The following is a 25234-nucleotide window of genomic DNA, read 5'->3' as shown; positions in this document are numbered from 1 at the left end:
CCGCAAGCGGTCGGCCCCCACCCCCCCGAACCGCATGGGAGCACCTCGGACACATGACCTCGCCAGACGCACGACCCCAGCCCCCCGCCCCCGGACCGGACCCCGCGGGAGGGGTCCGGCGTCGCTCCTTCCTCGGCTACGTGATCGGCGGCACCACGCTCGTGGCCGCGGCCGACCTCACGATGGCGCGCCCGGCACGGGCCGCCGTCCCGTCGCTGCCGCAGGTGCCCGAGCTCTACGACCTCGAGGACCTGCAGACCGACGCGGCGCTGCCCACCTCGCAGCTGATCACCATCGAGATCAACGACGACGGCACCGCCTCCTTCGCGCTGCCGCGCATGGAGGTCGGCCAGGGCATCACCACCTCGACCGCGATGATCATCGCCGAGGAGCTCGACCTGCCGGTCGACAAGGTGCGGGTCACCCTGGCCCCGGCCCGCCCCGAGCTGGTCTTCAACCAGCTCACCGGCGGCTCCAACAGCACCGTGTCGACGTACACGCCGATCCGGGTGGCCTCGGCCATCGCCCGCGGCGCGCTCCTCGAGGCCGCCGCGCTCGAGATGGGGTACGCCGTCGAGCGGCTGCGCACCAAGGACGGCGTCGTCATCGGCCCGGCCGGCGAGACGCTGGGCTACGGCGACCTGGCCCGCCTCGCGGCGAGCCCGGTCACCGAGGTCGTCGACGTGCTCCTCAAGGACCCCGAGGAGTTCACCCGCATCGGCAGGCCGCGCAACCGCGACGACGCGCGGCTCGCGGTGACCGGCCAGAAGGACTTCACCCTCGACCTCGAGGTCAAGGGCGCGCTGCCCACCATGCTGTGCCGGGCGCCCACGCTCAACGGCACGCCCAAGCGGCTGCGCAACAAGAAGAAGATCCTGCGGATGCCGGGCGTCAAGCAGGTCGCGCTCGTCGACACCGGGGTCGCGGTGCGCGCCAAGACCTTCGGCCAGTGCATCGACGCGATCCGCGCGATGGACGTGGTGTGGAACGGCGGCCCGGTCGACGGGGAGTCCGACCAGACCATCCTGGCCCGGCTGAAGAAGGCCGAGCTGCCGCTGGCGGTGCCGGAGGTGCCGCTGCTGGCCAAGACCGTCGAGGAGCGCTTCGAGTTCATGTTCCGCTCCAGCGCGGCGCTGGAGCCCAACTGCGCCATCGCCGACGTGCGCGAGGACTCCGCCGAGATCTGGTCGGGGCTCAAGGTGCCGATCCTGGCCCAGCAGAACATCGCCCAGGCGCTGGGGATGAGCCAGGACCAGGTGAAGGTCAACGTCGTGACCGGCGGTGGCTCCTTCGGCCACAAGCTCTTCAGCGACGCCGCGATCGAGGCCGCCAAGGTCTCGCAGGCGATGGGCAAGCCGGTCAAGCTGATGTGGCACCGCGCCGACGAGCCCCGCCAGGGCCGGCTGCACCCGATGGTGACCTCGCGCATCCGCGCGACGGTGCTGGCCGGGCAGGTGCTCAGCTTCGAGCAGCGCAACACCAGCGTGGTCACCGACTTCAGCCACGGCCTGGGCGAGATCATCACCTCGACCATCGACGAGGCGCCCACCGAGGTCGGCAAGATGGTGGGCGGGCTGGGCTTCTCCCAGACCATCTTCACCCTGACCCAGGAGCTCGGCTACAACTTCGGCGTCGTCACCCAGCTGCTCAATGAGACCGACGACCGCTTCAACACCGGCAGCATGCGCAACATCTACTCGCCCGACACCCGGGTGGCCGCCGAGCTGGTCGTCGACCGGCTGGCCGCCGAGGTGGGGCTCGACCCGCTGGAGTTCCGGCTGCGCCACGCCAAGAGCGACAAGGTCCGCAAGGCGCTCGAGAAGGTCGCCGAGGAGGGCGACTGGGGTCGCAGGATGCCCCAGGGGACGGCCCAGGGCATCGCGATCCACCAGGAGTACAAGGGCGCGACCGCCTGCCTGGTCGAGATCGACGTGCGCCCCGAGACCGTCAACCGCAAGATCCGCAACGCCGTGACCGGCCCGCGGGTCACCCGCGCGACGTTCGCCGTCGACGCCGGCCTGGTGATCAACCCCCGGGGCCTGGAGGCCCAGATGATGGGCGGCTTCTCCGACGGCCTGGCGCTGACCCTGACCAGCAGCGTGCACCTGCGCGACGGGCACTTCCTCGAGGCCAGCTGGGACAACTACTACTACACCCGCCAGTGGAACATCCCGCCGCGCTTCGACTGCTTCGTGCTGCCCTCGGAGGACCGGCTGCCCGGTGGCGCCGGCGAGGCCGGCGTGGCCGCCTCGGCGGCGGCGGTGGCCTGCGCCTACGCGCGGGCCACGGGCACGATGCCCACCCGGTTCCCCATCAACCACGGCAAGGTCACCTTCAAGCCCAAGTCGTTCGTGCCGTCGGTCCCCAAGTCGCCGACCAACGGCCTCAAGTTCACCTACTAAGGAGAGGCCGACATGCCCAAGCAGACCTTCATCCTCAACGGCAAGCCGGTCACCGTGAACGTCAAGGACGACGTGCGGGTGCTCTGGGTCCTGCGTGACCTCCTCGGGGTCACCGGACCGAAGTACGGGTGCGGCATCAACGTGTGCAAGGCGTGCACGTCGCACATCAACGGCAAGGCCTTCAACCCGTGCTCGGTGCGGGTCGGCGACCTGGGCCGCCGCGACGAGGTCACCACGATCGAGGGCCTCCCCGACACCGTGGGCCAGGACCTGCACCCCATGCAGGAGGCCTGGATCGACCGCGACGTCCCGCAGTGCGGCTACTGCCAGCCCGGCCAGATCATGGCCGCCGTGGCGCTGGTCAAGAAGGTGCGCCGCGAGGGTCGCGAGATCAGCGAGTCCGACCTCGACACGATCCGCAACATCTGCCGCTGCGGCACCTACACGCGCATCCGCGAGGCCGTCGTGCAGGGGGCCCGCGGGATGGGCTGACCCGCTCAGACGCGGCTGCCGGGGAGGGTGACGGTGAAGACGCTGCCCTCCCCGGGGGCCGACTCGACGTCGATCCGGCCGCCGAGGTGGTGCACGACGCGGTGCACGATCGCCAGCCCGAGCCCCGTGCCCGACTGGCTGGCGGCAGCGGGGTCGGCCGAGCGGTAGAACTCCTCGAAGAGGCGCTGCTGCTCGGCGGGGTCGATGCCGATGCCGCGGTCGACGACCCGCAGCACCACGGTGGGTGGCGCGGCCTCGAGGTGCACGTCGACCTCACCTCCGTCGTGGGAGTACTTCACGGCGTTGCTGACCAGGTTGACGACCAGCCGCTCGAGGTCGGAGGGGTCGGCGTCGACCAGGGCCTGCTGGGACGGCAGGTGCACCTGTACCCGGATGCCGCGGGCGTCGGCCTGCACCGCCAGGCCGTCGACGACGTCGTGCAGGAGGACGCCGAGGTCGTGCGGCTCCAGCGACGCGGGGTCGGCCGCCTCGTCGAAGCGGGCCAGCGTCAGCAGGTCGGCCACGATGTCGTCGAGACGCCGGGTGGCCCGTCCGATCCCGCGCAGCGAGCGCTGCACCTGGGTGCCGGTGCCCGGCTCCTCGGCGAGGAACATCTCCAGCATGTCGAGGTAGCCGCCGACGGCCGCGAGCGGGTTCTTGAGCTCGTGGGCCATCGTCGCGATCAGCTGCTGGCGGTACGCCGCGGCCTGCTGCTCGCGCTCGAAGCTGCGGGCGTTGAGCACCGCCCGGCCGAGGTCGTGGCCGATGTCGAGCGCGGCGCTGGCCTCCTCGTCGGACCAGTCGGCTCGGTCGTGGCGGAACATCAGCAGGCGGCCGACGCACTCGGGACCGGCCCCGAGCGGCGTCAGCAGCAGCGAGGCGTCACCCTGCTCGTGGAGGCCGTCGAGCAGCACCGCGTGCTCCTCGGCGCTGAGCAGCGCGGGAGCCGCGCGGCGGTGCGACACGATGGCGACTTGCTGGTCGCGCCAGCAGCGCTCGGCCAGGAGACGCGACTGCAGCGAGAGCTCGTCGAGGTCGGCCACGTCCTCCTCGGCCAGCAGGTGCACACGCACCTCGTCGACGGCGAACCCGTCGCAGACGCTGTCGATCGTGGTCTGCACCAGGCGGGCCAGGTCGAGGTCGGCGGTCGCGGTGCGGACCACCCGCCGCGCCGCGTCGGCGAGACGCACCTGCTCGCGCAGCCGCTCGTGCTCGAGCGCCTGGACCATGGCCCGGTTGGCGCGCTCGGCGTGCTCGGCGAGACGGCGGCGCTGCTCGGGGCCGGGACGACGGCCGTCGTGGGGCAGGTCGACCCAGACGATGCCCTGCAGGGCGCCCTCGGCGTCGGTGAGCGGAGCCATCAGCAGGTCGCACGGCTGCCAGGCGTCCGGGTGGGCGTCGGGGTGGGCGTCGGCACCGTCGCCCTCCGCGGAGCCCACCCAGATGTGGTCGAGCAGCTCGACCGCCTCGTGGTGCGGCAGGAAGCGCAGCGGTCCCCACCGCTCCGCGCGCTCGAGCATGGTCATCGCGACCGGGGTCGGGGTGATGTCGCCGGTCAGGTCCGCCGCCGCGTCGTCGTCGCCGTCGACGACGACGAACTCGAGCTCGTCGCTGGCGCGGAAGAGGCTCACGGCCGAGACCCGGAAGCCGCCGGCGCTGGCCATCTCGGCCGCGATCGTGCCGAGCATCCGGGCCAGGTCGGGGCTGTCCCGCGACGTCGAGGGGTCCACAGGAGCCGTGGTGGCGGTGCCCGGGGTGTGGCTCACGGGGGCGGCTCCGGCAGCTGGTGCAGTTGTCGGGCGGACGGGGGGTCTGCTCCACCATAAAGCGGCCTCTTGGCCGACGGCCCCTCTTTCCACAGGTCGGGCCCGGCCGCGACGCGACGGGCTCGGGGCCCGCCGTGCCTCAGCCCGTGACCGCGACGGGCAGCCGCACCCGGAAGGTGCTGCCCTCCCCGAGCCGCGACTCCACCTCGGTGCGACCGCCGTGGCGGGCCACGATGCGGTGCACGATGCTCAGGCCCAGGCCGGTGCCCGGCTGGGCCTGGGCGAGGGGGTTGGTGGAGCGGAAGAACTCCTGGAAGAGCTGCTCCTGGTCCTCCGGCGAGATGCCCAGCCCGGTGTCGGTGCACTCCAGCACCGCCTCGGCGTCCTCGACCGCGAGGCAGACGGTCACCCGGCCGCCGGAGGGGGTGTACTTGCCGGCGTTGCTGACCAGGTTGGTGACGACCCGCTCGATCTCCTCGAGGTCGGCCATGGCCACCACCGCCCGGTCGGGCTTCTCGACGACGACCTCGATGCCCTTGCGGGTCAGGACGTGGCCCTGCAGCCCCAGCACGTCGTCGACGACGTCGGCGAGGTCGACGGGCCGCGGCACCACGGGGTGGGCGGGGTCGCCCACCCTCGCCAGGAGCAGCAGGTCGTCGGCGACGCGGGCCAGGCGCCGTGCGCCGCGGTCGATCGCGGCCACCGACGCGGAGACGAGGGGCTCGGTCTCCTCGTCCTGCAGGATCTCGAGGTGGCCCACGATCGCGGCGAGCGGGTTCTTGAGCTCGTGCGACACCGTGGCGATCAGGCGTCCCTTGTAGACGTCGAGGGCACGCAGCTCCTCGATCAGGCGGTGCTCACGCTCGAAGGAGCGGGCGTTGAGCACCACCCGCCCGAGGTCGTGGCCGATGTCGAGGGCGGCCTCGCGCTCGGTGTCGCTCCAGGGCTGCGCGCCCGGCGGCCGGGTCAGCACCAGGTTGCCCAGCGCCTCCGGCCCGGCGCCGATCGGCACGAAGAGCAGCGCGCCGACCCGGATGGACTCGAGGAAGTCGACGATCTCGGTGACGTCGCGCTCGGTCAGCACCGGCGCGAAGGGGTGCTCGTGCGAGACCACGTCGACGCGCTGCTGGGTCCACGCGGCCCGCGCCGCCCGCTCGGCGACCCGCACGAGCCGTCCCGGCAGGCTGACCTCGGTCTGGTCGGCCGTCACGATCCGCCCGGTGCCGTGCCCGTCGTCGTCGTCGAAGATCTGCATCCACGCCCCGACGGCACGGAAGCCCTGCATCAGGGCGTCGGCGCTGGCGCCCATCACCTCGTCGACGCCGAGGTGCGCGGGGGCGTTGCGGACGATCTGGCGAGCGGCCGAGGCCAGGCGCACCTGCTCGGCCAGCTGCTCGCGCTCGAGGGCCAGCAGGGCGGCCCGCGCGGCCTGGTCGGCGTACGCCGCCAGCACCCGCTGCGCCTCCGGGCCCGGGCGGCGCCCGTCCTCGGGCACGTCCATGGACAGCATGCCCAGCAGCTCGCCGTCGCGCCCGTGCAACGGCGCGCACAGGGCGTCCATGGGGTGCCAGGCGTCGGGGGCGTCGATGGGCACGGTGTCGGGCACCCAGCCCCAGACGTGGAGGTCGTCGGGGAGCGCCTCGTGGGGGACGAAGAGCAGCGGCCCCCAGCGTTCGGCCAGCTCGAGCTCGGCGAGGATGAAGGTGAGCGGGGTCCGCGAGCCCAGCAGTGCCCCGCGCACGGCCTCGTCGCCGGCCACCGCGACGGTCTCGAGCTCGTCGCCGCGCACCAGCCCGACGGCCGCGACCTGGAAGCCCACCACCCGGGTCACGCCCTCGGCGATCAGGGTCAGGACGTCGGCCCCCGGGGTCGCGGTGTCGGCACCCGGCCAGGCTCGCTCGCTCACAGGTCCCTCGTCCGTCCACGCGTCTTGGTCATGCTCCCAGGCTGCGGTGATCGTACGGCCCGGGTCCGCGTCCGGGAGGCGAATCGGCCAGGCAGCCCCCGGTGCGTAGACTGCGAGCCGTGCCCTTCCAGAGCAGTGGCAGCACCCGCCGAGGTGGAGACGGGCGACTGACGACCGCCCTCGACCCGCAGGACCAGGGGCCGCAGGACGCCTGCGGCGTCTTCGGCGTCTGGGCGCCCGGTGAGGACGTCGCCAAGCTGACCTACTTCGGCCTCTACGCGCTGCAGCACCGAGGCCAGGAGTCGGCCGGCATCGCGGTGAGCAACGGTCGCCAGATCCTCGTCTACAAGGACATGGGGCTGGTCTCGCAGGTCTTCGACGAGACCACGCTCGACTCCCTCAAGGGCCACCTGGCGATCGGGCACTCGCGCTACTCCACCACCGGCGCCTCGACCTGGGAGAACGCCCAGCCGACGTTCCGTCCCACGCCCGACGGCTCCATCGCGCTGGGCCACAACGGCAACCTCATCAACACCCACGAGCTGCGCGAGGAGGTCGCGGCCCTGCCGGGCCCCGACGGCGAGCTCGACCTGCAGCGCCCGGGCGACGCCGCCACCAACGACACCAGCCTGGTCACCGCGCTGCTGGCCCACCACCCCGACAGCACCCTCGAGGCGCGGGCGCTGGAGGTGCTGCCGATGCTGCGCGGGGCCTTCTGCTTCGTGTGGATGAACGAGGACACCCTCTACGCCGCCCGCGACCCCCAGGGCATCCGCCCGCTGGTGCTCGGGCGCCTCGACCGGGGCTGGGTGGTGGCCTCCGAGGACGCCGCGCTCGCCACGATCGGCGCCAGCGTGGTGCGTGAGGTCGAGCCCGGAGAGATGATCGTCATCGACGGCGACGGGCTGCGCTCGCACACCTTCGCCGAGCCCGATCGCAAGGGCTGCGTCTTCGAGTACGTCTACCTCGCCCGCCCCGACGCCAAGATCGCCGGCCGATCGGTGCACGAGGCGCGCGTCGAGATGGGGCGCGAGCTGGCCCGCCAGTTCCCCGTCGACGCCGACATGGTGATGCCGGTGCCCGAGTCGGGCACCCCCGCCGCGTCCGGCTACGCCGAGGAGTCCGGCATCCCCTTCGGCCAGGGCTTCGTCAAGAACGCCTACGTCGGGCGCACCTTCATCCAGCCCAGCCAGACGCTGCGCCAGCTCGGCCTGCGGCTCAAGCTCAACGCCCTCGAGCACATGATCCGCGGCAAGAAGCTCGTCGTCGTCGACGACTCGATCGTGCGCGGCAACACCCAGCGTGCGCAGGTGCGGATGCTGCGCGAGGCCGGTGCCCTCGAGGTGCACGTGCGGATCTCCTCGCCCCCGGTGAAGTGGCCCTGCTTCTACGGCATCGACTTCGCCACCCGCGCCGAGCTGATCGCCAACGGTCTCGACGTCGACGAGATCGCGGCCAGCGTCGGCGCCGACAGCCTCGGCTACATCTCGCTCGAGGGGATGGTCGCCTCGACGGGCCAGGAGCGCTCGAGCCTGTGCACCGCCTGCTTCACCGGCGACTACCCGGTCGAGCTGCCCGACGAGTCGCTGCTCGGCAAGCACCTCCTCGAGGCGAGCCTGAGCTCGCCCACCCTGGGCCGCGCGCTGCCGGTCCTCAACAACCCGTGAGCGGCCAGGAGGCCTGACGTGACCGAGACCAACGCCTACGCCCGGGCCGGCGTCGACATCGAGGCGGCCGACACCGCCATCGAGCTGATGAAGGGCTCGGTGGCGCTGGCCACGCGGCCCGAGGTCATCGGCGGGCTCGGCGGCTTCGCCGGCCTCTTCGACGCCACCGCGCTGACCCGCTACACCCGCCCGCTGCTGGCCACCTCGACCGACGGCGTCGGCACCAAGGTCGCGATCGCGCAGGCGATGGACGTGCACGACACCATCGGGCGCGACCTGGTCGGCATGGTCGTCGACGACCTCGTGGTCTGCGGCGCCGAGCCGCTCTTCATGACCGACTACATCGCCACCGGCCGGGTGGTGCCCGAGCGGATCGCGGCCATCGTCAGGGGCATCGCCGAGGGCTGCGCCGAGGCCGGCTGCGCGCTGGTCGGCGGCGAGACCGCCGAGCACCCGGGCCTGCTGGCCCCCGACGAGTACGACGTCGCCGGCGCCACCACCGGCGTGGTCGAGGCCGACCGCCTGCTGGGGCCGGCCCGCGTGCGTCCCGGCGACGTGGTGCTGGCGATGGAGGCCAGCGGCCTGCACTCCAACGGCTACTCGCTGGTGCGCCACGTGCTGCTCGGCAGCGCGGGCGACGGTGGCGCCGGCTGGGCGCTCGACCGTGACGTGCCCGAGCTGGGCCGCACCCTCGGCGAGGAGCTGCTCGAGCCGACCCGCATCTACGCCAAGGCCTGCCTCGACCTCGCCGCGCGCACCGGTGTCCACGCGATGTCGCACGTGACCGGCGGCGGCCTGGCCGCCAACCTCGAGCGGGTGATGCCGGTCGAGCTGGCGGCCACGATCGACCGCGCCACCTGGACCCCCCAGCCCGTCTTCGACCTGGTGCGCCGCGTCGGCTCGGTCTCCCAGCCCGACCTGGAGGCGACGCTGAACTGCGGCGTGGGCATGGTGGCGCTGCTGCCGGCGGGCGACGTCGACACCGCGGTGTCGGTGCTGGCCGGGCACGGCGTGCGCGCCTGGGTCGCCGGCGAGGTGCGGGCGTCGGCCGACCGCGGTGGGCGCGTCGACCTGGTGGGCCAGCACCCCGGTTGGTGAAGCCTGGGGGCGTCACCGCGAGCCGGGTGTGCGTGAACGACCCCCCAGCAGGTAGCGTTGCCCCCACGAGATTGCAGAGACAGCCCGGGAGCCATAGCGCCCCGGCCAAGCGTGCGAGGGGGCTGACCCTATGGGGCGCGGCCGTGCAAAGGCCAAGCAGACGAAGGTCGCCCGCGACCTGAAGTACCGCACTCACGAGACGGACTTCGGGGCGCTGGCGCGAGAGCTGCATGGCAGTGAAGAAGCGAGTGACACCGAGCAGGGCGACGAGCCCGACGAGTGGTCGGACTACGACCCTCGTCGCGACTGAGCCCTCCGGCGGCCCTCGGGCCCTCCGCGAGCCGGCACCAGCTCCTGCGAGCCGGCGCTGCTTCCTGCGCGAGCCGGCGGCACTTCCTGCCGCCGACGTCGTACGACGGGAAGTGGCGCCGGCTCGGCGAGGAACTGGCGCCGGCTCGGGGGTGTCTCAGCCGACCCAGATGGAGCGCAGCCGACCCACGTCGCGCATCCGCGCCTCGGCGATCCGGTCGGCGGCCAGGGCCGGCGAGACGTGCTCGGCCTCGGCGTGGGCCAGGATCGCCAGGGTGGTGTCGAAGATGCCCGTGGCGCGCTGGCGGGCGCGCTCGAAGCTGAAGCCGGCGGGGTGCAGCTCGTCGGCGACCTGGACCAGTCCGCCGGCGTTGACGCAGTAGTCGGGGGCGTAGACGACGCCGCGGTCGGCCAGCGCCTTCTCGACGCCGGGATGGGCCAGCTGGTTGTTGGCCGCGCCGCAGACGACGCGGGCGCTGAGCACCTCGACGACCTCGTCGCTGATCGCGCCGCCCATCGCGCAGGGCGCGTAGACGTCGAGCCGGGAGCCCACCAGCTCCTCGGTGGTGGCCACGGAGCGCACGCCCGGGTGGGCGGCCAGCACGGCGTCGACCGCGGGCGCGTGGACATCGGTGACGACCACGTCGGCGCCGTCCTCGACGAGGTGGGCCACGAGGTGGCGCCCGACCTTGCCGACCCCGGCGACCCCGACGGTGCGCCCGGCCAGGGTGGGCTCGCCAAAGGCGACCTGGGCCGCGGCCCGCATGCCCTGGAAGACGCCGTACGCCGTCAGCACCGAGCTGTCGCCGGCGCCGCCGTGGGCGACGGTGCGGCCGGTGACGAAGTCGCACTCGCGCGCGACGTGGTCCATGTCGACCGAGAAGGTGCCGATGTCGCAGGCGGTGCGGTAGCGCCCGCCGAGGGTCTGCACGAACCGGCCGTAGGCGCGCAGCAGCGCCTCGGTCTTCAGCGTCGCCGGGTCGCCGATGATCACGGCCTTGCCGCCGCCGAGGTCGAGGCCGGCCAGCGCCGCCTTGTAGGACATCCCGCGCGAGAGGTCGAGCACGTCGCGCAGCGCGTCTGCGGTCGAGGCGTAGGGGTAGAAGCGGGTGCCGCCCAGCGCCGGGCCCAGGGCGGTGGAGTGGATGGCGACGATCGCGCGCAGGCCGGTGGCCGGGTCGTTGGCGAAGACGACCTGCTCGTGCTCGGCGCCGACCTCGAAGACGTCGACGGGGCTGCCGGGGCTGCTGGGGGTCACGGACATGATGGGCCGCTCTCTGCTCGGGCCACGGGGGTGGTGTGGCGGTGGGTGGCGAGGCCCGCAGGGGTGGCGCAGGTCTCACTGCCAGCCTACGACGCCGGGTCCGCCGCCGTGTCTTCCGCGCCGGCCCCCGGCGCCGCCGCGGGGGCGCGCAGCACCACCACGTCGCCGTGGCTGCCGTAGCCCACGACCCGCCCGCCCACGCCGCGGCCGTTGAAGGTGAGCAGCAGCCAGCCTCCGTCGGGCAGCGGGGCGAGCGTGGGCCACGGGATGTTGGTCGGGTACGCCGCGTCCAGCGGTGCGCCGTCGGGTCGCAGGTCGAGGTCGAGCACGGGGTACTGCGCCCGGTGCCGCCGCGGGTTGTCGCGCCCGTCGCTGGCCAGCACCCGCCACCGCCCGTCCCAGCGCACCAGGGTGGTGCCCTCGGTGGCACGCCGCGAGGTCAGCGCGGCGCGCAGCGAGAGCCGGTCCAGCGCCGGCCCCTCGGCGAGCACGGGGTGGAAGTCGAAGAACTCCCGCGCGCTGACGTAGCCGACCAGCCACACCGGCCCCTGCCCGAGGTCGGTGCGCACCAGGTGCGGGTCCCACACGCCGACGGAGGCCAGGGGGTCGACCGGCAGCGGCAGCGGCTCGGTGTCGAGCACGTGGCGCCCGTGCAGCAGGTCGGCGTCGGTGCGCGCCAGCGTCACCTCGACCCCCGCGTCGTCGCGCCGGTGGTCGAAGTCGCCCCAGGTGCTGGTCGCGACCAGCCAAGAGCCACCGTCGCGCACCACGTGGGTGGCGTGGTCGCCGAAGACCCCCGGCCGTCCCGGCCTGCGGAAGAACAGGTCGGCGCGGTGCTCGAGCCGGTAGCCGTCGAGCTCGAGGCGCCACACCGAGGTGTGGGCGGTGCCGAAGAACCCCGGCCCCGCGCTCGTCGCGCTGAGCCACAGCACCCGCCCCTCCTCGCCCGGTCCGTCGGCGTACGCCGTGCCGTCGGCGTGGGTGAGCAGCCTCAGGTCGCGCAGCCCGAGCTGGCCGTAGCCGCCGGCGCGCAGCCGGGCCACGTCGCCGGTGTGCTCGACCTCGAGGCCGGCCAGCCAGGTCTCGTCGCGGCACAGCCCGGCCGTGCGACCGCGGTCACCGACCTCGCGCAGGTCGACGCGTCCGTGGGCGCGCCAGCCGCTGCCGTCGTCGCCGAGCACGACCGCCTCGGTGCCGGTGAGGGTGAGCGCCATCCGGTGCAGCCCCTCGGCGCGGGCCGAGCGCCGGCTGCGGTGCCGGCTGGTGCGGGGCGCGGGGGAGGCCGGCGTGCCGACGGTGGTGGTGACCTCGAGGAGGCACGCGCCCTCGGCGTGCACCGCGCTCACCGACAGCGTGTCGTCGCCGAGCCGCAGCCGCACGGGGCCGGTGCCCCGCAGCTCGGCCTCGACGGCCACGCAGGGGGCGGGCTGCGGGAGCGCGTGGCGCGAGGAGCCCCCGGGGTCGGCCCGGTCGACCTGCACCGCACCGGGCGCGACGAGGTCGACCGGCCGGCGCCGGGCGACCTCCTCGAACCGGCCGGGTGCTGCCGGGCCGGGCTCGTGCGGCGGGGGCGCGCTGGTCAGGGCCGCACCAGCCGGGCGAGCTCGTCGACGGCGAGCGCCACCTCGGCCTCGAGCTCGTCGAGCAGCGGCCGGGCCTCGTCGGTGCGCCCGGCGTGGGTGTGGGCCTCGAGCGCGGCGGCCACGGCGGAGACCCGGGGCAGGCCCAGGTTGAGCGCGCTGCCCTTGACCAGGTGGGAGGCGGTGAAGGCACGGTTGGCGTCGCGGGCGTCGACGGCGGCGCGGATGGCCGCGACCTGGTCGTCGATGCGGCTGGAGAAGGAGCGTGCCGTGCGGTCGAAGAAGCTCTGTCCGTCCTTGACCAGCTCGTCGAGGACCTGGCGGCGCACCTCGTCGACCACCGGCGGCTCCGGCTCGGCCTCCTCACCCGGCTCCGGCTCGGGGGTCGGTTCGGGGATCGGGTCGGGTGCCGGACCTGGTGCCGGACCTGGTGCGGGGTCGGGTGCTGGGGCGTCGTCGGCAGGCTGGGGCCGGCTCCAGCGCCGCACCACCTCCTCCAGCGCGGTCGGGTCGACGGGCTTGGTCAGGAAGTCGTCCATCCCGACCTGCAGGCAGCGCTCCCGCTCGCCCTCGAGCGCCGAGGCCGTCATGGCGATGATCGGCACCCGGCGCCCGGCGCCCTCGCGGGCCCGGATCACCTCGGTGGCCTCGAAGCCGTCCATCTCCGGCATCCGGCAGTCCATCAGCACCAACGCGTAGTCGTGCCCGGCGCGCAGCGCCTCGACGGCGCCCAGCCCGTCGTCGGCGACGTCGACGTGCAGCCCCAGCGACTCTAGCAGCCCCGTGGCCACGAGCTGGTTGACCGGGTTGTCCTCGACGACGAGCACCCGGAGGTCGAGGGAGGGCACCACCAGCCGGCGCACCGCGCGGTGCGCCGGCTGCCCACCGCGCCCGGTGGCGGCGACCAGCGCGTCGTAGAGCTCGGCGTGGCGCACCGGCTTGTTGAGGGTGGTGCTGATGCCGGCGGCGCGGGCGCTGCGGCTGCTGACGGCCTGGTCGGAGGTCAGCAGCAGCATCTTCAGCCCGGCGAGGTCGGGGTCGCTGTGGATCATCCGGGCCAGCTCGAGTCCGTCGATGCGGGGCAGCACCAGGTCGAGCAGGCCGATGGTGAACGGTTCGCCCGCCGCGTGCGCCTCGCGCAGCGCCGCCAGCGCCTCGGCCGGGGTGGCCACCGCCACGGGTCGCAGGTGCCAGGCGGCGAGCTGCTCGGTGAGGATGAAGCGGTTGGTCTCGTTGTCGTCGACCACCAGGACCCGCTCGTCGCGCAGCGGCTGGGGTCGCGGGGCGCTCTGCCGCGGGGCCACCGAGGTGTGCTCCAGCAGGGCGGTGAAGGCGAAGGTGCTGCCGCGGCCGAGCTCGCTGTCGACCCGGATCCGCCCGCGCATGGCCTCGACGAGCTGCTGCGAGATCGCCAGACCGAGGCCGGTGCCGCCGTGGCGCCGGTTGGTCGAGAGGTCGGCCTGGGTGAAGGCGTCGAAGAGGCCCGCCTGGGCCTCGGGCGCGATGCCGGCGCCGGTGTCGGTGACCTCGACCCGCAGCAGCACCCCCTCGTCGTCGCTGCGCTCGATGCGCGCCCGGATCGCGACCTCGCCGTGCTCGGTGAACTTGACCGCGTTGGAGCCGAGGTTGGTCAGGACCTGGCCCAGGCGGGTCGGGTCGCCGCGCAGGAACTCCGGCACCTCGGGGTGGCAGGAGACCACCAGCTCGAGGTCCTTCTCGTGGGCCGGCCCGCTGAGCACGGCCGCGGTCTGCTCGAAGACGCTGCGCACGTCGAAGTCGACGTCCTCCAGCTCGAGCTTGCCCGACTCGATCTTCGACAGGTCGAGGATGTCGTTGATGATCGCCAGCAGCGACAGCCCGGCGCTCTGCACGCCTGCCGCGAGCCGGTGCTGGTGGTCGTCGAGCTCGGTGCGCAGCAGCAGCTCGTTGAGGCCGATGACGCCGTTCATCGGTGTGCGGATCTCGTGGCTCATCGTGGCCAGGAACTCCGACTTGAGCCGGGAGGCCTCCATCGCGGCGTCGCGCGCGGCGCGCACCTCGGCGGCGTCACGTTCGCGGGTCGCGACGACACCGAGCTGGTCGGCGACCTGCGCGGCCAGGCGCTGGTGCTCCTCGCCGACCCAGGGGCCGGTCAGGGCCTGCAGGACGGCCACGACCTGGTCGCCGGCCAGCACCGGCAGGGCGACGAGGTGCCGGGCGCTGGTGTCGGGGGCGTCGGGGGCGTCGTGCGGCGCCGGGGCGGGGCCGTCGGCGATGCGGGCGGTACGACGTGCGCGCTCGGCCAGGTCGGTGTCGGGCGGGCAGGCGGGCGGGATCGGCAGGTCGAGGCGGCGCAGGGGCCCGTCGTCGGAGTCGACGCGGTAGCCGGCGACCGGCGACCAGTCGGTGTGCTCGACCAGGGAGGCCCCGACGACGACGACGGCCTCTTCGAGCGTGGTGGCGCTGTTGGCCGCGACGGCGAGCTCCTGCAGCAGGCGGATCCGCCCGGTGGCCTCGGTCGCGGCCTGCTGGTGGCGGTGCAGGGCCGTGACGTCGGCGGTGGTGCCGCTCATCCGCAGCGGGCGACAGGTCGTGGTGTCGCGGGTGACCCGGCCCCGGCCGTGGGTCCAGCGCACCTCGCCCGACGGACGCAGCACCCGAGCGTCGAACGAGAACTCCTCGGCGCCCTCGAAGGTGGCCTGCACCCGTTCCTGCACCATCTCGCGGTCGTCGGGGTGGATGCGGTCGAGGAAGCCCTGGTAGGTCGCGACGTGGTCGGCGGGGTCCAGGTCGTAGATGCGGTAGAGCTGCTCGGACCACACGACCCGGTCGGCCACGACGTCCCAGGACCAGCTGCCGATGCCGGAGATGTCCTGCGCCTCGGCGAGCTGGCGCTCGCGCTCGGTGACCTCGGCGAGACGTCGGACGAGCGACTCCTCCCCGTCGTCCGGTGCGGCACCGGCAGCAGTGTCGGGGGTCAGCCGGTGCAGCCAGCGGACCGGGGCTGCGGGCTCGCGCACGGGCGAGTAGCTGACGAGCACCGGCTGCAGCGTGCCGTCGGCGCGCTGCAGCGCCATCGGCACGTTGTCGCGGCCACGGGTGGCGCGCGCGAGCAGGGAGACGTGGCGCGCGACGCGGGCCCGGGTCTCGGGCGCGAAGGCCTCGGTGGCGGGGGTGCCCACGAGGTCGTCGTCGGGGCGGCCGAGCAGCTCACCCAGGCGACGGTTGGCCCACACGGTGGTGCCGTCGGCGTCGAGGAGCCACAGCGCGTCGGTGCTGGCCTCGACGACGGCACGCCACGAGGCGCCGGTGGTGCCGGCCGGCTCAGCCACGTGTCCCTCCATGGGTGGTCGTCGCGCGATGGTGGTGGCGCAGTGCCCGGTGTGTGCCCCAGTGTGGCCTGCCCGGGCGTGCCGGGTCCCAGGTTCGCACGTGGTGCCCCCACCCGGGAGGTCGACTCGTCCGTCAGCGCAGGGTGACCACGAGCCCGAGCAGCGTGGGGAGCACGCCGAGCAGCAGCCACGGGGACAGCACGGGACGGCGGTGGATCGCCCGGGCGACCGCCACGGCGATCACCGCGAAGACCCCGGCGATGACCTCGAGGCCCACGACCGGCACCAGGTCGTCCTGGTCGATCACCCAGGCGGCCAGGAGCAGGCCGAAGGTCAGGTGCAGGATCGTCGTGGTGGCCAGCACCGACAGCACCCACTGCTGGACGCGCCCGAGCGAGGCGCTGCTCGGCGGCGGGGGAGGGTTGGCGGGGTCGATCAGGTGGCGGCGCCGTGGGCGCGTGACGGGCTCCGGTGTCGTCATGGTGCTCCCATGGTCCCACGCGGGAGCCCGCGGACCAGGGCCGGAGGTCCCGCCCCGGGCAGCCCTCAGCTGGAGGGCTCGGGCACCTCGCAGTCGACCTCCGGGTTGGCGCCGAAGTAGTTCAGGGGTCCGGCCAGGACCGTGACAGCGGTGGTGCCGGCGGTGGCGCAGCTGACCTCCTGGTCGTCGCCGAAGTAGCCGCGCTGGACGGCGGCGGCGACGCCGATGACGAGCCAGATGATGACGATCGCTCCGAGGATGCCTCGCATGGTGGTGCCTCCTTCTCGCGCCGGCGGCGCTCCCTGGGAGGGTGTCGTGTCCGCTCGGGGTGCACACCGCCCGTGCGGGTGAGGGCCGAGGGGCCGGGCCAGGTGGGAGGGGTGTGCCGGGTGTGTCCGAAGGGGTGGCCCGCGCGCCGACTGGCCACTGGCAGGTTGGTGCCCCACGATCAGGGGCGGGAGCCCGTCCGGGCGTCCCGCGCCCCGTCACCAGGAGGAACCATGAACACTCGCACCATCGCCATCGCCGCTTTCGTCATCGCCATCATCATCCTGCTCTTCCTGGTGCTCTGACCTGACGAGCCCTGGCACGACGGGCCCCCACCCTGCGGCTCACGCCGACCAGGGCGGGGGCCCGTCGTCGTCCCGGCCCGTCGGACGGGGCTAGTCGGAGACGACCCGCTCGGCCCTTGCCGTCGCCGGCATCAGCCGCGACAGCAGGTCGGCGATGGTCACCACCGCCGGGGCGGCGCCCTCGCGCACGACCAGGGCGATCTGGGTGCCCTGCTCACGCAGGTCGGAGAGGGCCTCCAGCACCGTCGTGCTCCCGTCGAGGCGGTGCAGGTCGCGCACGAACGGGGCCACCGGGTCGTCGTCGCCCGCGGTCAGGGTGTCGCGCACGTGCACGACGCCGGTGGGGGCGTGCCGGCTGCCCACCAGCACCCGCAGGTGACCGGTGGTGCGGGCCTGCTCGTGCACCTCCGCGACGCTGGCCCCGGCCTCGACCACGACGAGCTCGCGGTCGCCGACCACCTGGTCGACGGTGGCTCGCGACGTCTCCAGCGCGCTCACGAGCTGCTCGGAGGAGCCGGCGTCGAGCTCACCGGTCTCGGCGGAGTGGCGCACCAGCTCGCGCAGGTCGTCCGGGTCCTGCTCGATGGCCACCTCGGCCTTCGGCTCCACGCCCAGGCGCTGGACGAGACGGTTGGCGGCCTCGTTGAGCACGTGCAGCGCCGGGCGGAAGGTCCACATGAACGCGCGCATCGGCAGCGCGAGCATGGTCGCGGAGCGCTCGGGGTGGCTGATCGCCCACGACTTGGGCGCCATCTCGCCCACCACCAGGTGCAGGAAGGTGACCAGCAGCAGCGCCAGGGCGAACGACGCCGGGGCGGCGGCGTACGCCGGGAGGCCGACCTGCTCGAGCACCGGCTCGAGCGCGTGGTCGACGGCCGGCTTGGTGACCGCGCCCAGCGCGAGCGTGCACGCGGTGATGCCGAGCTGGCTGCCGGCCAGCAGCAGCGGCACCTCGGAGGCGCTGCGCAGGGCGGCCCGCGCCGAGCGGCTGTCGGCCGCGGCCGCCTCGAGGCGGGTGCGCCGGGCCGCGATCACCGAGAACTCGACGGCCACGAAGAAGGCGCTCGCGGCGATGATGGCGATGGTGACGGGGATGGCGGCCAGACCGGTCATCGGGCGACCTCGCTCTCGGTGCTCGGCAGGTCGCTGACGGGCTCGCTGGTGCACAGGGCCACGGCCAGCTGGGTGGGCACGTGCCTGGCGACCTCGAGCACCTCCACCTCGAGGTGGCGCTCGGGCGGGTCGTCGTCGTGGGCCAGGTCGGCGGGGTCGGCGGGCAGGGCCACCACGACGCGCTCGCCGACGTCGGGCAGCGCCCCGAACGAGGAGATCACCAGGCCGCCGAGGGTGACGTAGTCGCCCTCGGGCAGCGACACCCCGATCTCGCGCTCGACCTCGTCGAGGGGGGCGTCGCCGCGCACGCTCCAGCGACCGTCGTCGCCGATCGGCGCCAGGTGCGGCTCCTCGTCGACGTCGTGCTCGTCGGTGATCTCGCCGACGACCTCCTCGGCGAGGTCCTCGACCGTCACCACGCCGACGAAGCCGCCGTACTCGTCGACCACGCAGGCCATCTGGTCGCCGCTGCGCTCCATCGCCGCCAGCGCCGCGGGCAGCAGCATCAGGCTCGGCACGACCGTGGCGGGCCGCACCACCTCGGCCACGGGGCGGCTCGCGCGGGCCTCGTCGTCGGCGACCCCGTGCAGGGCCTCGAGCACGTCGACGAGGTGGACCACCCCCACGATGTCGCCCTCGTCGTCGAGCACGGGGTAGCGCGAGTGACCGCCCTCCATGGCGTCGCGCACCTCCGCGAGCGGGGTGTCCTGGGCGATGACGTCGACGCGGGAGCGCGGCACCAGGGCGTGGCCCACGGGGCGCTGAGGGAAGTCGAGCATCCGGTCGAGCACCAGGCTCAGCTCGGGCGGCAGCTCGCCGGCGTCGCGGGAGACGGTCACGATGCGGCGCAGGTCGTGCAGGTTGGCGGAGTGCTCGACGTCGTGCACCGGCTCGATGCGCAGCACCTTGAGCAGCGCGTTGGAGGCGGCGTCGAAGACCCTGATCAGCCAGCCGAAGGCGCCCATGTAGAGCAGCGTCGAGCGCGAGAGGCGCTCGGCGACCGGGTAGGGCCGGGCGATGGCGAGGTTCTTGGGGAACAGCTCGCCGAAGAGCATCTGCACGAAGGTCGAGCCGACCAGCACCAGCACGGTGCCGGCCAGGACGCCCGTGGCGGTGGGCACCCCCACCCCGCCCAGGACCTCGCCGATCGCGGTGCCCAGCACCGGCTCGGCCACGTAGCCGACCAGCAGGCCCGTCACGGTGATGCCGAGCTGGGCGCCCGAGAGCATGAAGGAGGTGCGGTCGGTGATGCGCAGGGTGCGGCGGGCGGCCTTGTCGCCGCGCCCGGCCATGGCCTTCAGGCGCGACCGGTCGACGGCCATGTAGGCGAACTCCTGGGCCACGAAGTAGCCGTTCGCCGCGATGATGACGGCGATCAGCAGGGTGCCCGCGACCAGGGTGAGGGCGACGTCCATGCCCCCACTGTCGCAGCCGGGCGACGCACCGGGAGGGTGGGCGACGACGCGGGCAGGTCCTCAGGCGGTGGCCAGCGCGCGAGTGCCGGTCATGGCTCGACGCCAGGAATCGTCAAGCACCCCTCTCACCACCCGCTCGGGCGTCTTCGCCCCGAGCACGACATGTGCCGGCGGTCGCCGGGGTACGGCGAGGCCGACCGACCGGGCCCGCCGGCGGCACGAACGAAGGAGGCAGCATGACCACTGCACGCGAGCTGATGACCCCCGACGCCCACTGCGCGCGCACCGAGGAGACCGTGGCCACGGCGGCGGCCCGGATGCGCGACCTCGGGGTCGGCTCCCTGCCCATCTGCGGCGAGGACCAGCGCCTGCACGGCGTCGTGACCGACCGCGACATCGTCGTGGGCTGCGTGGCCGACGGCAAGGACCCCTCGCAGGTGCTGGTGGCGCAGTTCTGCGCGGAGGAGCCGGTGACCATCGGCGCCGACGACGACGCGAGCGAGGCGCTGCGCACGATGATGGACCACGACGTGCGCCGGCTGCCCGTCATCGACGGACACCGGCTCGTCGGCATGCTCAGCCAGGCCGACCTGGCGCGGGCGCTGCCCGAGGACGAGGTGGGCCGGATGCTGGCGGCGGTCTCCGCCCCGCCGTCCGACCGCTGAGCCCCGACGACCTCCGGCCCCGGGCGCGCGTGCGGGCGTAGGGTGAGGGCCCAGTCCAGTCCTGCCCGGCCCGCCGGGCCCGGAGATCGAGGTGGTCGTGGTGTCGCAGCACGCCCACCTGCTGCTGCAGCTGACCCGCATGCTGGCTCGCCAGGAGCTCAGGGGAGCGCCGCTGTCGATGCGGCTCTGCACCGCCTACGTGCGCCTGGCGCGGGCCGAGCGCGGCGCGATCTCGCTGGGGTCGCTGGGCGACGAGCGCGCCCTGCTCTGCGCCACCGACGAGCCGGCCGCGCGCTACGAGGACGCCCAGGACCTGGCGGGGGAGGGCCCCACCCTGCAGGCGCTGCGCACGGGGGCGGTGGCCTCCGTCGACTCCAGCGAGGCGCACGCCAGCACCTGGCCGCGGCTCTCGGGCCTGTCGCCGCAGCACCCCGCCCACGTCCACGCCCTGCCCATGCGCCCCGACGGGGTGGTGGTCGGCGTCGTCACGGTGCACTTCGAGGCCGCCGGGATGCTCGACGAGGAGCAGGAGAGCCTGCACTTCCTCGGTGACGCCGTCGGGGCCGCGTGCCTGGGCCAGGCGTCGTACGACGACGACAGCCGGGGCCTGTGGTCCGAGCGCGACCGGGTGGCCCAGGCGACCGGCGCGATCGTGGCGCAGCTGCGGGTCGGTCCCGCCGACGCCGCGGCCATCCTGCGGGCCCACGCCTTCGCCTCCGACGCCAGCGTGCATGAGGTGGCGCGCCGGGTCGTGAGCGGCGAGCTCGACTTCAGCCGAGATCCCCACGGAGGAACCCAGTGAGCGACTCGAGCGTGCGACACGCCCTCAGCGGCGCGGCGGCCGCCCTGGTGGGCGGCCCCGAGGACGTCACCGACGCCCTGGCCACGCTGGTGGCCGACTGCGCCGCGGGGGTGGGCGCGTCGGCGGTGGCGGTGATGACGCGCGACGGCGACGACTCCCGGGTGGCGCTGCTCAGCGCCACCTCGCACCGGGCCGCGGAGCTAGAGATGCTGCAGATCCAGCACGACCGCGGCCCGTGCGTGGAGTGCCTGCGCACCGACCGGGTGGTGCGCGCGAGCGGCGACGAGATGGTCCGGCGGTGGGGCGAGGTGGGCCAGGGGATCCGCGAGGCGGGCTTCGACTCGGTGGCGGCGTTCCCGATGCGCTACCGCGCCACGACCATCGGCGGCCTCAACGTCTTCCACGCCGGGGGCTGCCTCGACGCCGAGGACGAGACGCTGGTGCAGGCCGTGGCCGACATGGCCACGCTCCTGGTCGTCCACGCCCGGCCGGTGCCGCGAGCGCACGTCGACGCGCTGGTGGGCGAGGCGCTGCGGGCCCGCGAGGTGGTGGAGCAGGCGAAGGGCGTGCTGTCCTACCTCGAGCGGATCGACCTGGCCACCGCCTACGAGAGGCTGGTGGAGCGCTCCCGGCGGCGCGGCACCACCTTGACCCGCACCGCCCTGGACGTGATCGCCGAGGCGCAGCGGGGCTGAGCCGTCCTTCACCCGCCGGTCGGGCCACGGGCCCCGGTGGGGCCCGACACGCGGCTGCGCAGCCACTGCTCGCCGTCGTCCGGGAGGCCGCTGGCGGCGACCGCGCCGGTCAGCGGGACCACCAGCAGCGCGACGTCGGCGGGCACGGCCTCGCGCAGCACGGCGAGCACCTCGTCGGCGCTGCAGGTGCCGTGCACGAGCAGCAGGTGCGGGTCGATCAGGCGCACCGAGTCCCAGTCCTCACGCTGTGGCGGCTCGGGCAGGGGCGACGTCGACCAGGCCAGGTGGACCGACACGGGTGTCCTCCTCGTGGTGGGGGTTGGCCGTCCCGGTACCCGTTCCCGGCTGGTGGCACACCTCGGAGGCCTGCTCAGCCCGGCGCGGTGTCGTCGTCGGGAAGTTCGCGAGTGGTGACCACGATGCGGGCCACGTCGCGCAGCTTGGTGTTGGTGCGGCTGGAGTAGCGGCGCAGCAGCTCGAAGGCCTGCTCGTGGCTGATCTCGTAGCGCATCGCGAGGATGCCCTGGGCGACGCCGATCTCGTGGCGCGACTCCAGGGCGGTGCGCAGCCCGGTGACCAGGTGGGCCTGGTTGAGCGCGGTGGCCGCGTGCGTCGCGTAGATCTCCGCGACGTCGAGGGCGTCGTCGGTGAAGGCGCGGCTGCGGCGCGAGTAGAGGCGCAGCGCACCGATGTCCTCGGCCTCGGTCTGCAGACGGATGGCCAGGACCGAGCGGAAGCCCTGGTCGACCGCCGCGGCCGCCCAGCCCGGCCAGCGACGCTCGTGGCGCAGGTCCTCGGAGAGCAGCATCCCGCTGTCGGTGCCCGACCAGGACGGGCCGCCGCCGTCGTCCAGGAGCTGCTCGAGCAGCTCCAGCTCGGGGGCCGTCGCGGCTGCCGGAACGGCGTCGCGGCGTCGCCGGGCGACGGTGATGGCGCCCTCGTCGCAGCCCGGCACGATCTGCACGGCTCGGCGTACGACCCGCTCGAAGGTCAGGGGCTCGTCGCCCGAGCTGAGGAGGCCCTCGCTGATGCGGGCGAAGTAGGCCGCGTAGGTCCGGTCGCGGTGGCCGGGCTCGCCCGGACGCGGGGGTGTGGAGGCAGCAGACATGGGCCCTGAGGTGCAGGAGGACTCCGTCTTGCCGTGGTCTCCAGCAAGAGTTTCGAGGAGATACTAGGACGTGTCTCGGCTTCTTTCCGCACTGGGCCGCCCCGGCTCACGCGGATGGTGCAGGTCACACCGTTGTGGGTCGGGTCCCAGGCATGCCCCGAGGGGGCGGGGGGTACGGGGGCCACCTCACTCCCGGGAGGTACACACGATGACCACCGCCAGCCTCGCCCCGACGCGGCGTCCCGCCGAGGGCGGCGTCCAGATCGCCGTGATCGGCCAGTCCGAGCTGCTCACGCAGGGGCTGAGGGCGCTGCTCGAGCCGTTCGTGCCCACGGCACGCGTCGACGTGCTCGGCCCGACGCTGTCGCTGCAGTCGCCCCGGCCGGTGGTCTTCGAGCCCTCGGCGCCGATGAGCAGCGACGACCGGGTCCTGCTGCGTCGCGTCGTCGACCGCGGCTGGCTCCCCGTGGCCTACGCGTGGCCGGGTGAGCCGGGACGGCGCCCGCACGTGCCCGGCCCCGCGGTGGCCGTCTCCCGCGCGCTCGGGGCGCAGGAGCTGCACGCCGAGCTGAGCCGGCTGGCCCACCGCGTGGACGGGCGCACCGACGTGCCTGCGACCCGCTCCGCGAGCGGCCCCGGTGCCGTCGTCGGTGATGGTGACGGTGTCGGTGTCGGTGACTTCCGGTCCGTGGGACCGTGCGCGGTGCCGGTCGAGCTGAGCGCACGCGAGCGCGAGATGGTCGAGCTGATCGCGCTCGGCCTGAGCAACGAGGAGATCGCGCGGCACTGCTACGTCACGGTGAACACCGTCAAGACGTTCATCCGCTCGGCCTACCGCAAGATCGGCGTCACCCGGCGCACCCAGGCGGTGGCCTGGGCCCTCGAGCACGGGCTGGTCGACCCGTCGGCGGCCACCGGGCTCACGGCAGCAGCCCCGCCGGTAGACCGCGTTCGGTGAGCACCTGCCGGGCCACGTCGCGCAGCTTGGTGTTGGTCTCGTTGGAGAGCCGGCGCAACAGCTCGAAGGCCTGCTCGTAGCTGATCTCGTAGGTGACGGCCAGCACGCCCTGTGCCACGCCGATGTCGTGGCGCGACTCCAGGGCGGTGCGCAGCCCGGTGACCAGCTGGGCCTGGCTGAGCACCCCGGTGGCGTGGACGGCGTAGATCTCGGCGAGCTCGACGCTCTCGGGCGCGAAGGCGCCCGTCGAGCGGGAGTAGCAGTTCAGCGCACCGATGTTCTCCTCCTCGGAGTGCAGCCGGATGCTGAGCACCGAGCGCACGCCCAGCCCGGCCGCAGCCTGGGCCCACCGGGGCCACCGCGGCTCGTGGCGCAGGTCGTCGCTGACCAGGGTGCCCCCACCGCGCACGGAGTCCAGGCACGGTCCCTCGTCGAGGTCGTACTGCAACCGGTCGGCCTCCAGGGTCAGCTCCGAGGTCGCGGCGGCGGTGCTCTCGGACTCCCGCCCCCGGCCGCGCAGGGTGATGCCGGCACCCTCGCAGCCCGGGACGATCTCGAGTGCGCGGTCGACCACTCGCTGGAAGCTCAGTGGGACGGAGGGATCGCCGAGCAGGCCCTCGCTGATCCTCGCGAAGAACGCGGCGTACGCCGTGTCGCGAGCCCGTGCCTCGGCGGTCCCTCCGGTGGTCATGCAGCGATGTCTCTTCTCAGCTTCTCGAGGATGCGGGCCAACAATCGGGAGACGTGCATCTGGGTGATGCCCAGCTCACGACCGATCTCGCTCTGGGTGCGGTCCTCGACGAACCGCAGGTGCAGGATGCGGCGCTCCCGCTCGCCGAGGCGACCGACCGCCGGGGCCAGGAGCAGGCGCATGTCGCTCGTCTCCTCCTGGTCGTGCTCGTCCACCATCATGTCACCGAGCGTCGTGCCTGTCTGCTCGTCGAGCGGCTGGTCGAGGGAGGTGGCGGCGAAGCACCCGTCGGCGCGCTGGGACTCGTCGTAGTCGCTCCCGTCGAGGCCGGTGTCGGCCAGCACCTCCAGGCGCGAGGGCTCGCGCCCCAGCTGCACCCGCAGCCGGTCGCGCGACCGGGCGACCAGGCGGCGGGCGTCCTGCACCCGGCGGGGAGGCCGCACGGTCCAGGCGTGGTCGCGGAAGTAGCGCAGCACCTCCCCGCGCATGGTGGGCACGGCGAAGCCGAGGAGGTCGTCGCCGGCGTCCGGGTCGAAGCGGTGCACGGCTCGCACCAGGCCCTCGAGCGCGATCTGCTCGAGGTCGTCCCAGGCGACGCCGCGGTCGCGGTAGCGGCGCGCGACCGCGGTGGCGACGCCGCGGTTGAGCAGCACCACCTGGTCGAGCAGCGCGTCCCGGCCCGGGCCGGGCGGCTGGCTCCGGGCCTCGGTGAGCAGCCTGGAGGTCGCGCTCCGACGACGCTCCCTGGTCATGGTGGTACTGAGGGGGGAGACGGTGTTCATGCGTGGCAGCCCAACGGTGGGAGGTGCCTGCCCCGCCGTCGTCTTCAGCGGGGGTTCCTTTACCACCCTCGCACCGCCGCGTCGTGGCGACAAGTACCCCGAAGGTGTGAGGGCCCGGGAGAAGCCGAGAGCCCCCGTCGCGCTGCGACGGGGGCTC

Annotated in this window: 22 protein-coding genes; 9 read left to right on the top strand and 13 right to left on the bottom strand. The window is 73.9% G+C overall.

The genetic code is table 11. The annotated features are described in order from the left end of the window. The first annotated feature begins 53 nt into the window (after window positions 1–53). Together ABKW28_RS05140 and ABKW28_RS05135 are read left to right on the top strand one after the other, a co-directional pair. Window positions 54–2402, top strand: a complete 2349-nt coding sequence (locus tag ABKW28_RS05140; protein WP_348606923.1) for a molybdopterin cofactor-binding domain-containing protein — start codon at window positions 54–56, stop codon at window positions 2400–2402. Window positions 2403–2414: 12 nt separating this feature from the next. Then, window positions 2415–2894 carry a (2Fe-2S)-binding protein gene (locus tag ABKW28_RS05135; RefSeq protein ID WP_193668192.1) on the top strand — a complete coding sequence of 160 codons (480 nt, stop codon included), beginning with the start codon at window positions 2415–2417 and terminating at the stop codon, window positions 2892–2894. Between the two features lie 5 nt (window positions 2895–2899). Here ABKW28_RS05135 and ABKW28_RS05130 read toward each other — a convergent pair whose 3' ends face one another. Further along, complete coding sequence (locus tag ABKW28_RS05130) at window positions 2900–4660, bottom strand: GAF domain-containing sensor histidine kinase (RefSeq protein WP_348606920.1); 1761 nt, start codon at window positions 4658–4660, stop codon at window positions 2900–2902. 139 nt (window positions 4661–4799) lie between these two features. Then, window positions 4800–6566: a HAMP domain-containing sensor histidine kinase gene (locus tag ABKW28_RS05125; RefSeq protein WP_193668188.1), complete on the bottom strand. Its 1767-nt coding sequence runs from the start codon at window positions 6564–6566 to the stop codon at window positions 4800–4802. 119 nt (window positions 6567–6685) lie between these two features. On the opposite strand from ABKW28_RS05125, the gene purF reads away from it, so the two are divergent. The 3 genes from purF (at window position 6686) to ABKW28_RS05110 (ending at window position 9641) form a co-directional block, all read left to right on the top strand. After that, window positions 6686–8233 (top strand): amidophosphoribosyltransferase, encoded by a 1548-nt coding sequence (gene purF / locus ABKW28_RS05120; RefSeq protein WP_348606917.1) that lies wholly within the window; start codon window positions 6686–6688, stop codon window positions 8231–8233. An 18-nt stretch (window positions 8234–8251) separates the two neighbouring features. Next, entirely contained in the window at window positions 8252–9331 is a 1080-nt protein-coding gene (gene purM / locus ABKW28_RS05115; RefSeq protein ID WP_193668184.1) for a phosphoribosylformylglycinamidine cyclo-ligase, read from the top strand. 130 nt (window positions 9332–9461) lie between these two features. Further along, a complete protein-coding gene (locus ABKW28_RS05110; RefSeq protein WP_179614518.1) occupies window positions 9462–9641 on the top strand; it encodes a DUF3073 domain-containing protein in 180 nt (59 codons plus the stop codon). Window positions 9642–9797: 156 nt separating this feature from the next. Here the strand turns inward: ABKW28_RS05110 and ABKW28_RS05105 are convergent, their stop codons facing one another. The 7 genes from ABKW28_RS05105 to ABKW28_RS05075 form a co-directional block, all read right to left on the bottom strand. Next, window positions 9798–10904 carry a Glu/Leu/Phe/Val dehydrogenase dimerization domain-containing protein gene (locus tag ABKW28_RS05105; RefSeq protein ID WP_348606907.1) on the bottom strand — a complete coding sequence of 369 codons (1107 nt, stop codon included), beginning with the start codon at window positions 10902–10904 and terminating at the stop codon, window positions 9798–9800. An 86-nt stretch (window positions 10905–10990) separates the two neighbouring features. Next, on the bottom strand, window positions 10991–12385 hold the full coding sequence (locus tag ABKW28_RS05100) for a hypothetical protein (RefSeq protein ID WP_348606904.1): 1395 nt from the start codon (window positions 12383–12385) through the stop codon (window positions 10991–10993). Window positions 12386–12483: 98 nt separating this feature from the next. After that, window positions 12484–15795 (bottom strand): response regulator, encoded by a 3312-nt coding sequence (locus ABKW28_RS05095; protein ID WP_348606901.1) that lies wholly within the window; start codon window positions 15793–15795, stop codon window positions 12484–12486. 133 nt (window positions 15796–15928) lie between these two features. Further along, window positions 15929–16276 (bottom strand): hypothetical protein, encoded by a 348-nt coding sequence (locus tag ABKW28_RS05090; protein WP_193668179.1) that lies wholly within the window; start codon window positions 16274–16276, stop codon window positions 15929–15931. A 65-nt stretch (window positions 16277–16341) separates the two neighbouring features. Next, window positions 16342–16545 (bottom strand): hypothetical protein, encoded by a 204-nt coding sequence (locus ABKW28_RS05085; RefSeq protein ID WP_193668177.1) that lies wholly within the window; start codon window positions 16543–16545, stop codon window positions 16342–16344. A 393-nt stretch (window positions 16546–16938) separates the two neighbouring features. Beyond that, window positions 16939–17961 (bottom strand): CNNM domain-containing protein, encoded by a 1023-nt coding sequence (locus tag ABKW28_RS05080; protein WP_348606898.1) that lies wholly within the window; start codon window positions 17959–17961, stop codon window positions 16939–16941. Next, complete coding sequence (locus ABKW28_RS05075; RefSeq protein ID WP_193668170.1) at window positions 17958–19376, bottom strand: hemolysin family protein; 1419 nt, start codon at window positions 19374–19376, stop codon at window positions 17958–17960. The genes ABKW28_RS05080 and ABKW28_RS05075 overlap by 4 nt, the downstream gene beginning before the upstream one ends. Window positions 19377–19612: 236 nt before the next feature. Here ABKW28_RS05075 and ABKW28_RS05070 point away from each other — a divergent pair, with 236 nt between their 5' ends. From ABKW28_RS05070 to ABKW28_RS05060, 3 genes are all read left to right on the top strand, one after another. Next, window positions 19613–20041 (top strand): CBS domain-containing protein, encoded by a 429-nt coding sequence (locus tag ABKW28_RS05070; protein WP_348606895.1) that lies wholly within the window; start codon window positions 19613–19615, stop codon window positions 20039–20041. A gap of 100 nt (window positions 20042–20141) precedes the next feature. Continuing rightward, window positions 20142–20843, top strand: coding sequence for an ANTAR domain-containing protein (locus tag ABKW28_RS05065; protein ID WP_348606892.1), 702 nt, complete (start codon window positions 20142–20144; stop codon window positions 20841–20843). Continuing rightward, the gene (locus ABKW28_RS05060) at window positions 20840–21538 is read left to right on the top strand and encodes a GAF domain-containing protein (protein ID WP_348606889.1); all 699 of its coding nucleotides are present in this window, start codon (window positions 20840–20842) and stop codon (window positions 21536–21538) included. The genes ABKW28_RS05065 and ABKW28_RS05060 overlap by 4 nt, the downstream gene beginning before the upstream one ends. Window positions 21539–21546: 8 nt before the next feature. Here the strand turns inward: ABKW28_RS05060 and ABKW28_RS05055 are convergent, their stop codons facing one another. Together ABKW28_RS05055 and ABKW28_RS05050 are read right to left on the bottom strand one after the other, a co-directional pair. Beyond that, window positions 21547–21834 (bottom strand): hypothetical protein, encoded by a 288-nt coding sequence (locus ABKW28_RS05055; RefSeq protein ID WP_193668162.1) that lies wholly within the window; start codon window positions 21832–21834, stop codon window positions 21547–21549. 74 nt (window positions 21835–21908) lie between these two features. After that, on the bottom strand, window positions 21909–22646 hold the full coding sequence (locus tag ABKW28_RS05050; protein WP_193668161.1) for a GAF and ANTAR domain-containing protein: 738 nt from the start codon (window positions 22644–22646) through the stop codon (window positions 21909–21911). Between the two features lie 208 nt (window positions 22647–22854). On the opposite strand from ABKW28_RS05050, the gene ABKW28_RS05045 reads away from it, so the two are divergent. Then, window positions 22855–23604 (top strand): LuxR C-terminal-related transcriptional regulator, encoded by a 750-nt coding sequence (locus ABKW28_RS05045; RefSeq protein ID WP_348606886.1) that lies wholly within the window; start codon window positions 22855–22857, stop codon window positions 23602–23604. Here the strand turns inward: ABKW28_RS05045 and ABKW28_RS05040 are convergent. Together ABKW28_RS05040 and ABKW28_RS05035 are read right to left on the bottom strand one after the other, a co-directional pair. After that, window positions 23567–24295, bottom strand: a complete 729-nt coding sequence (locus tag ABKW28_RS05040; protein WP_193668159.1) for a GAF and ANTAR domain-containing protein — start codon at window positions 24293–24295, stop codon at window positions 23567–23569. The two genes, ABKW28_RS05045 and ABKW28_RS05040, sit on opposite strands and share 38 nt — an antisense overlap. Further along, window positions 24292–25047: a sigma-70 family RNA polymerase sigma factor gene (locus ABKW28_RS05035; RefSeq protein WP_348606883.1), complete on the bottom strand. Its 756-nt coding sequence runs from the start codon at window positions 25045–25047 to the stop codon at window positions 24292–24294. The genes ABKW28_RS05040 and ABKW28_RS05035 overlap by 4 nt, the downstream gene beginning before the upstream one ends. Between the last annotated feature and the right edge of the window lie 187 nt (window positions 25048–25234).

The sequence above is a fragment of the Nocardioides sp. 31GB23 genome, assembly GCF_040012395.1.
GTDB classification, from domain to species: Bacteria; Actinomycetota; Actinomycetes; order Propionibacteriales; family Nocardioidaceae; genus Nocardioides; species Nocardioides salarius.
This window is presented reverse-complemented; position numbering and strand designations above follow the sequence as displayed.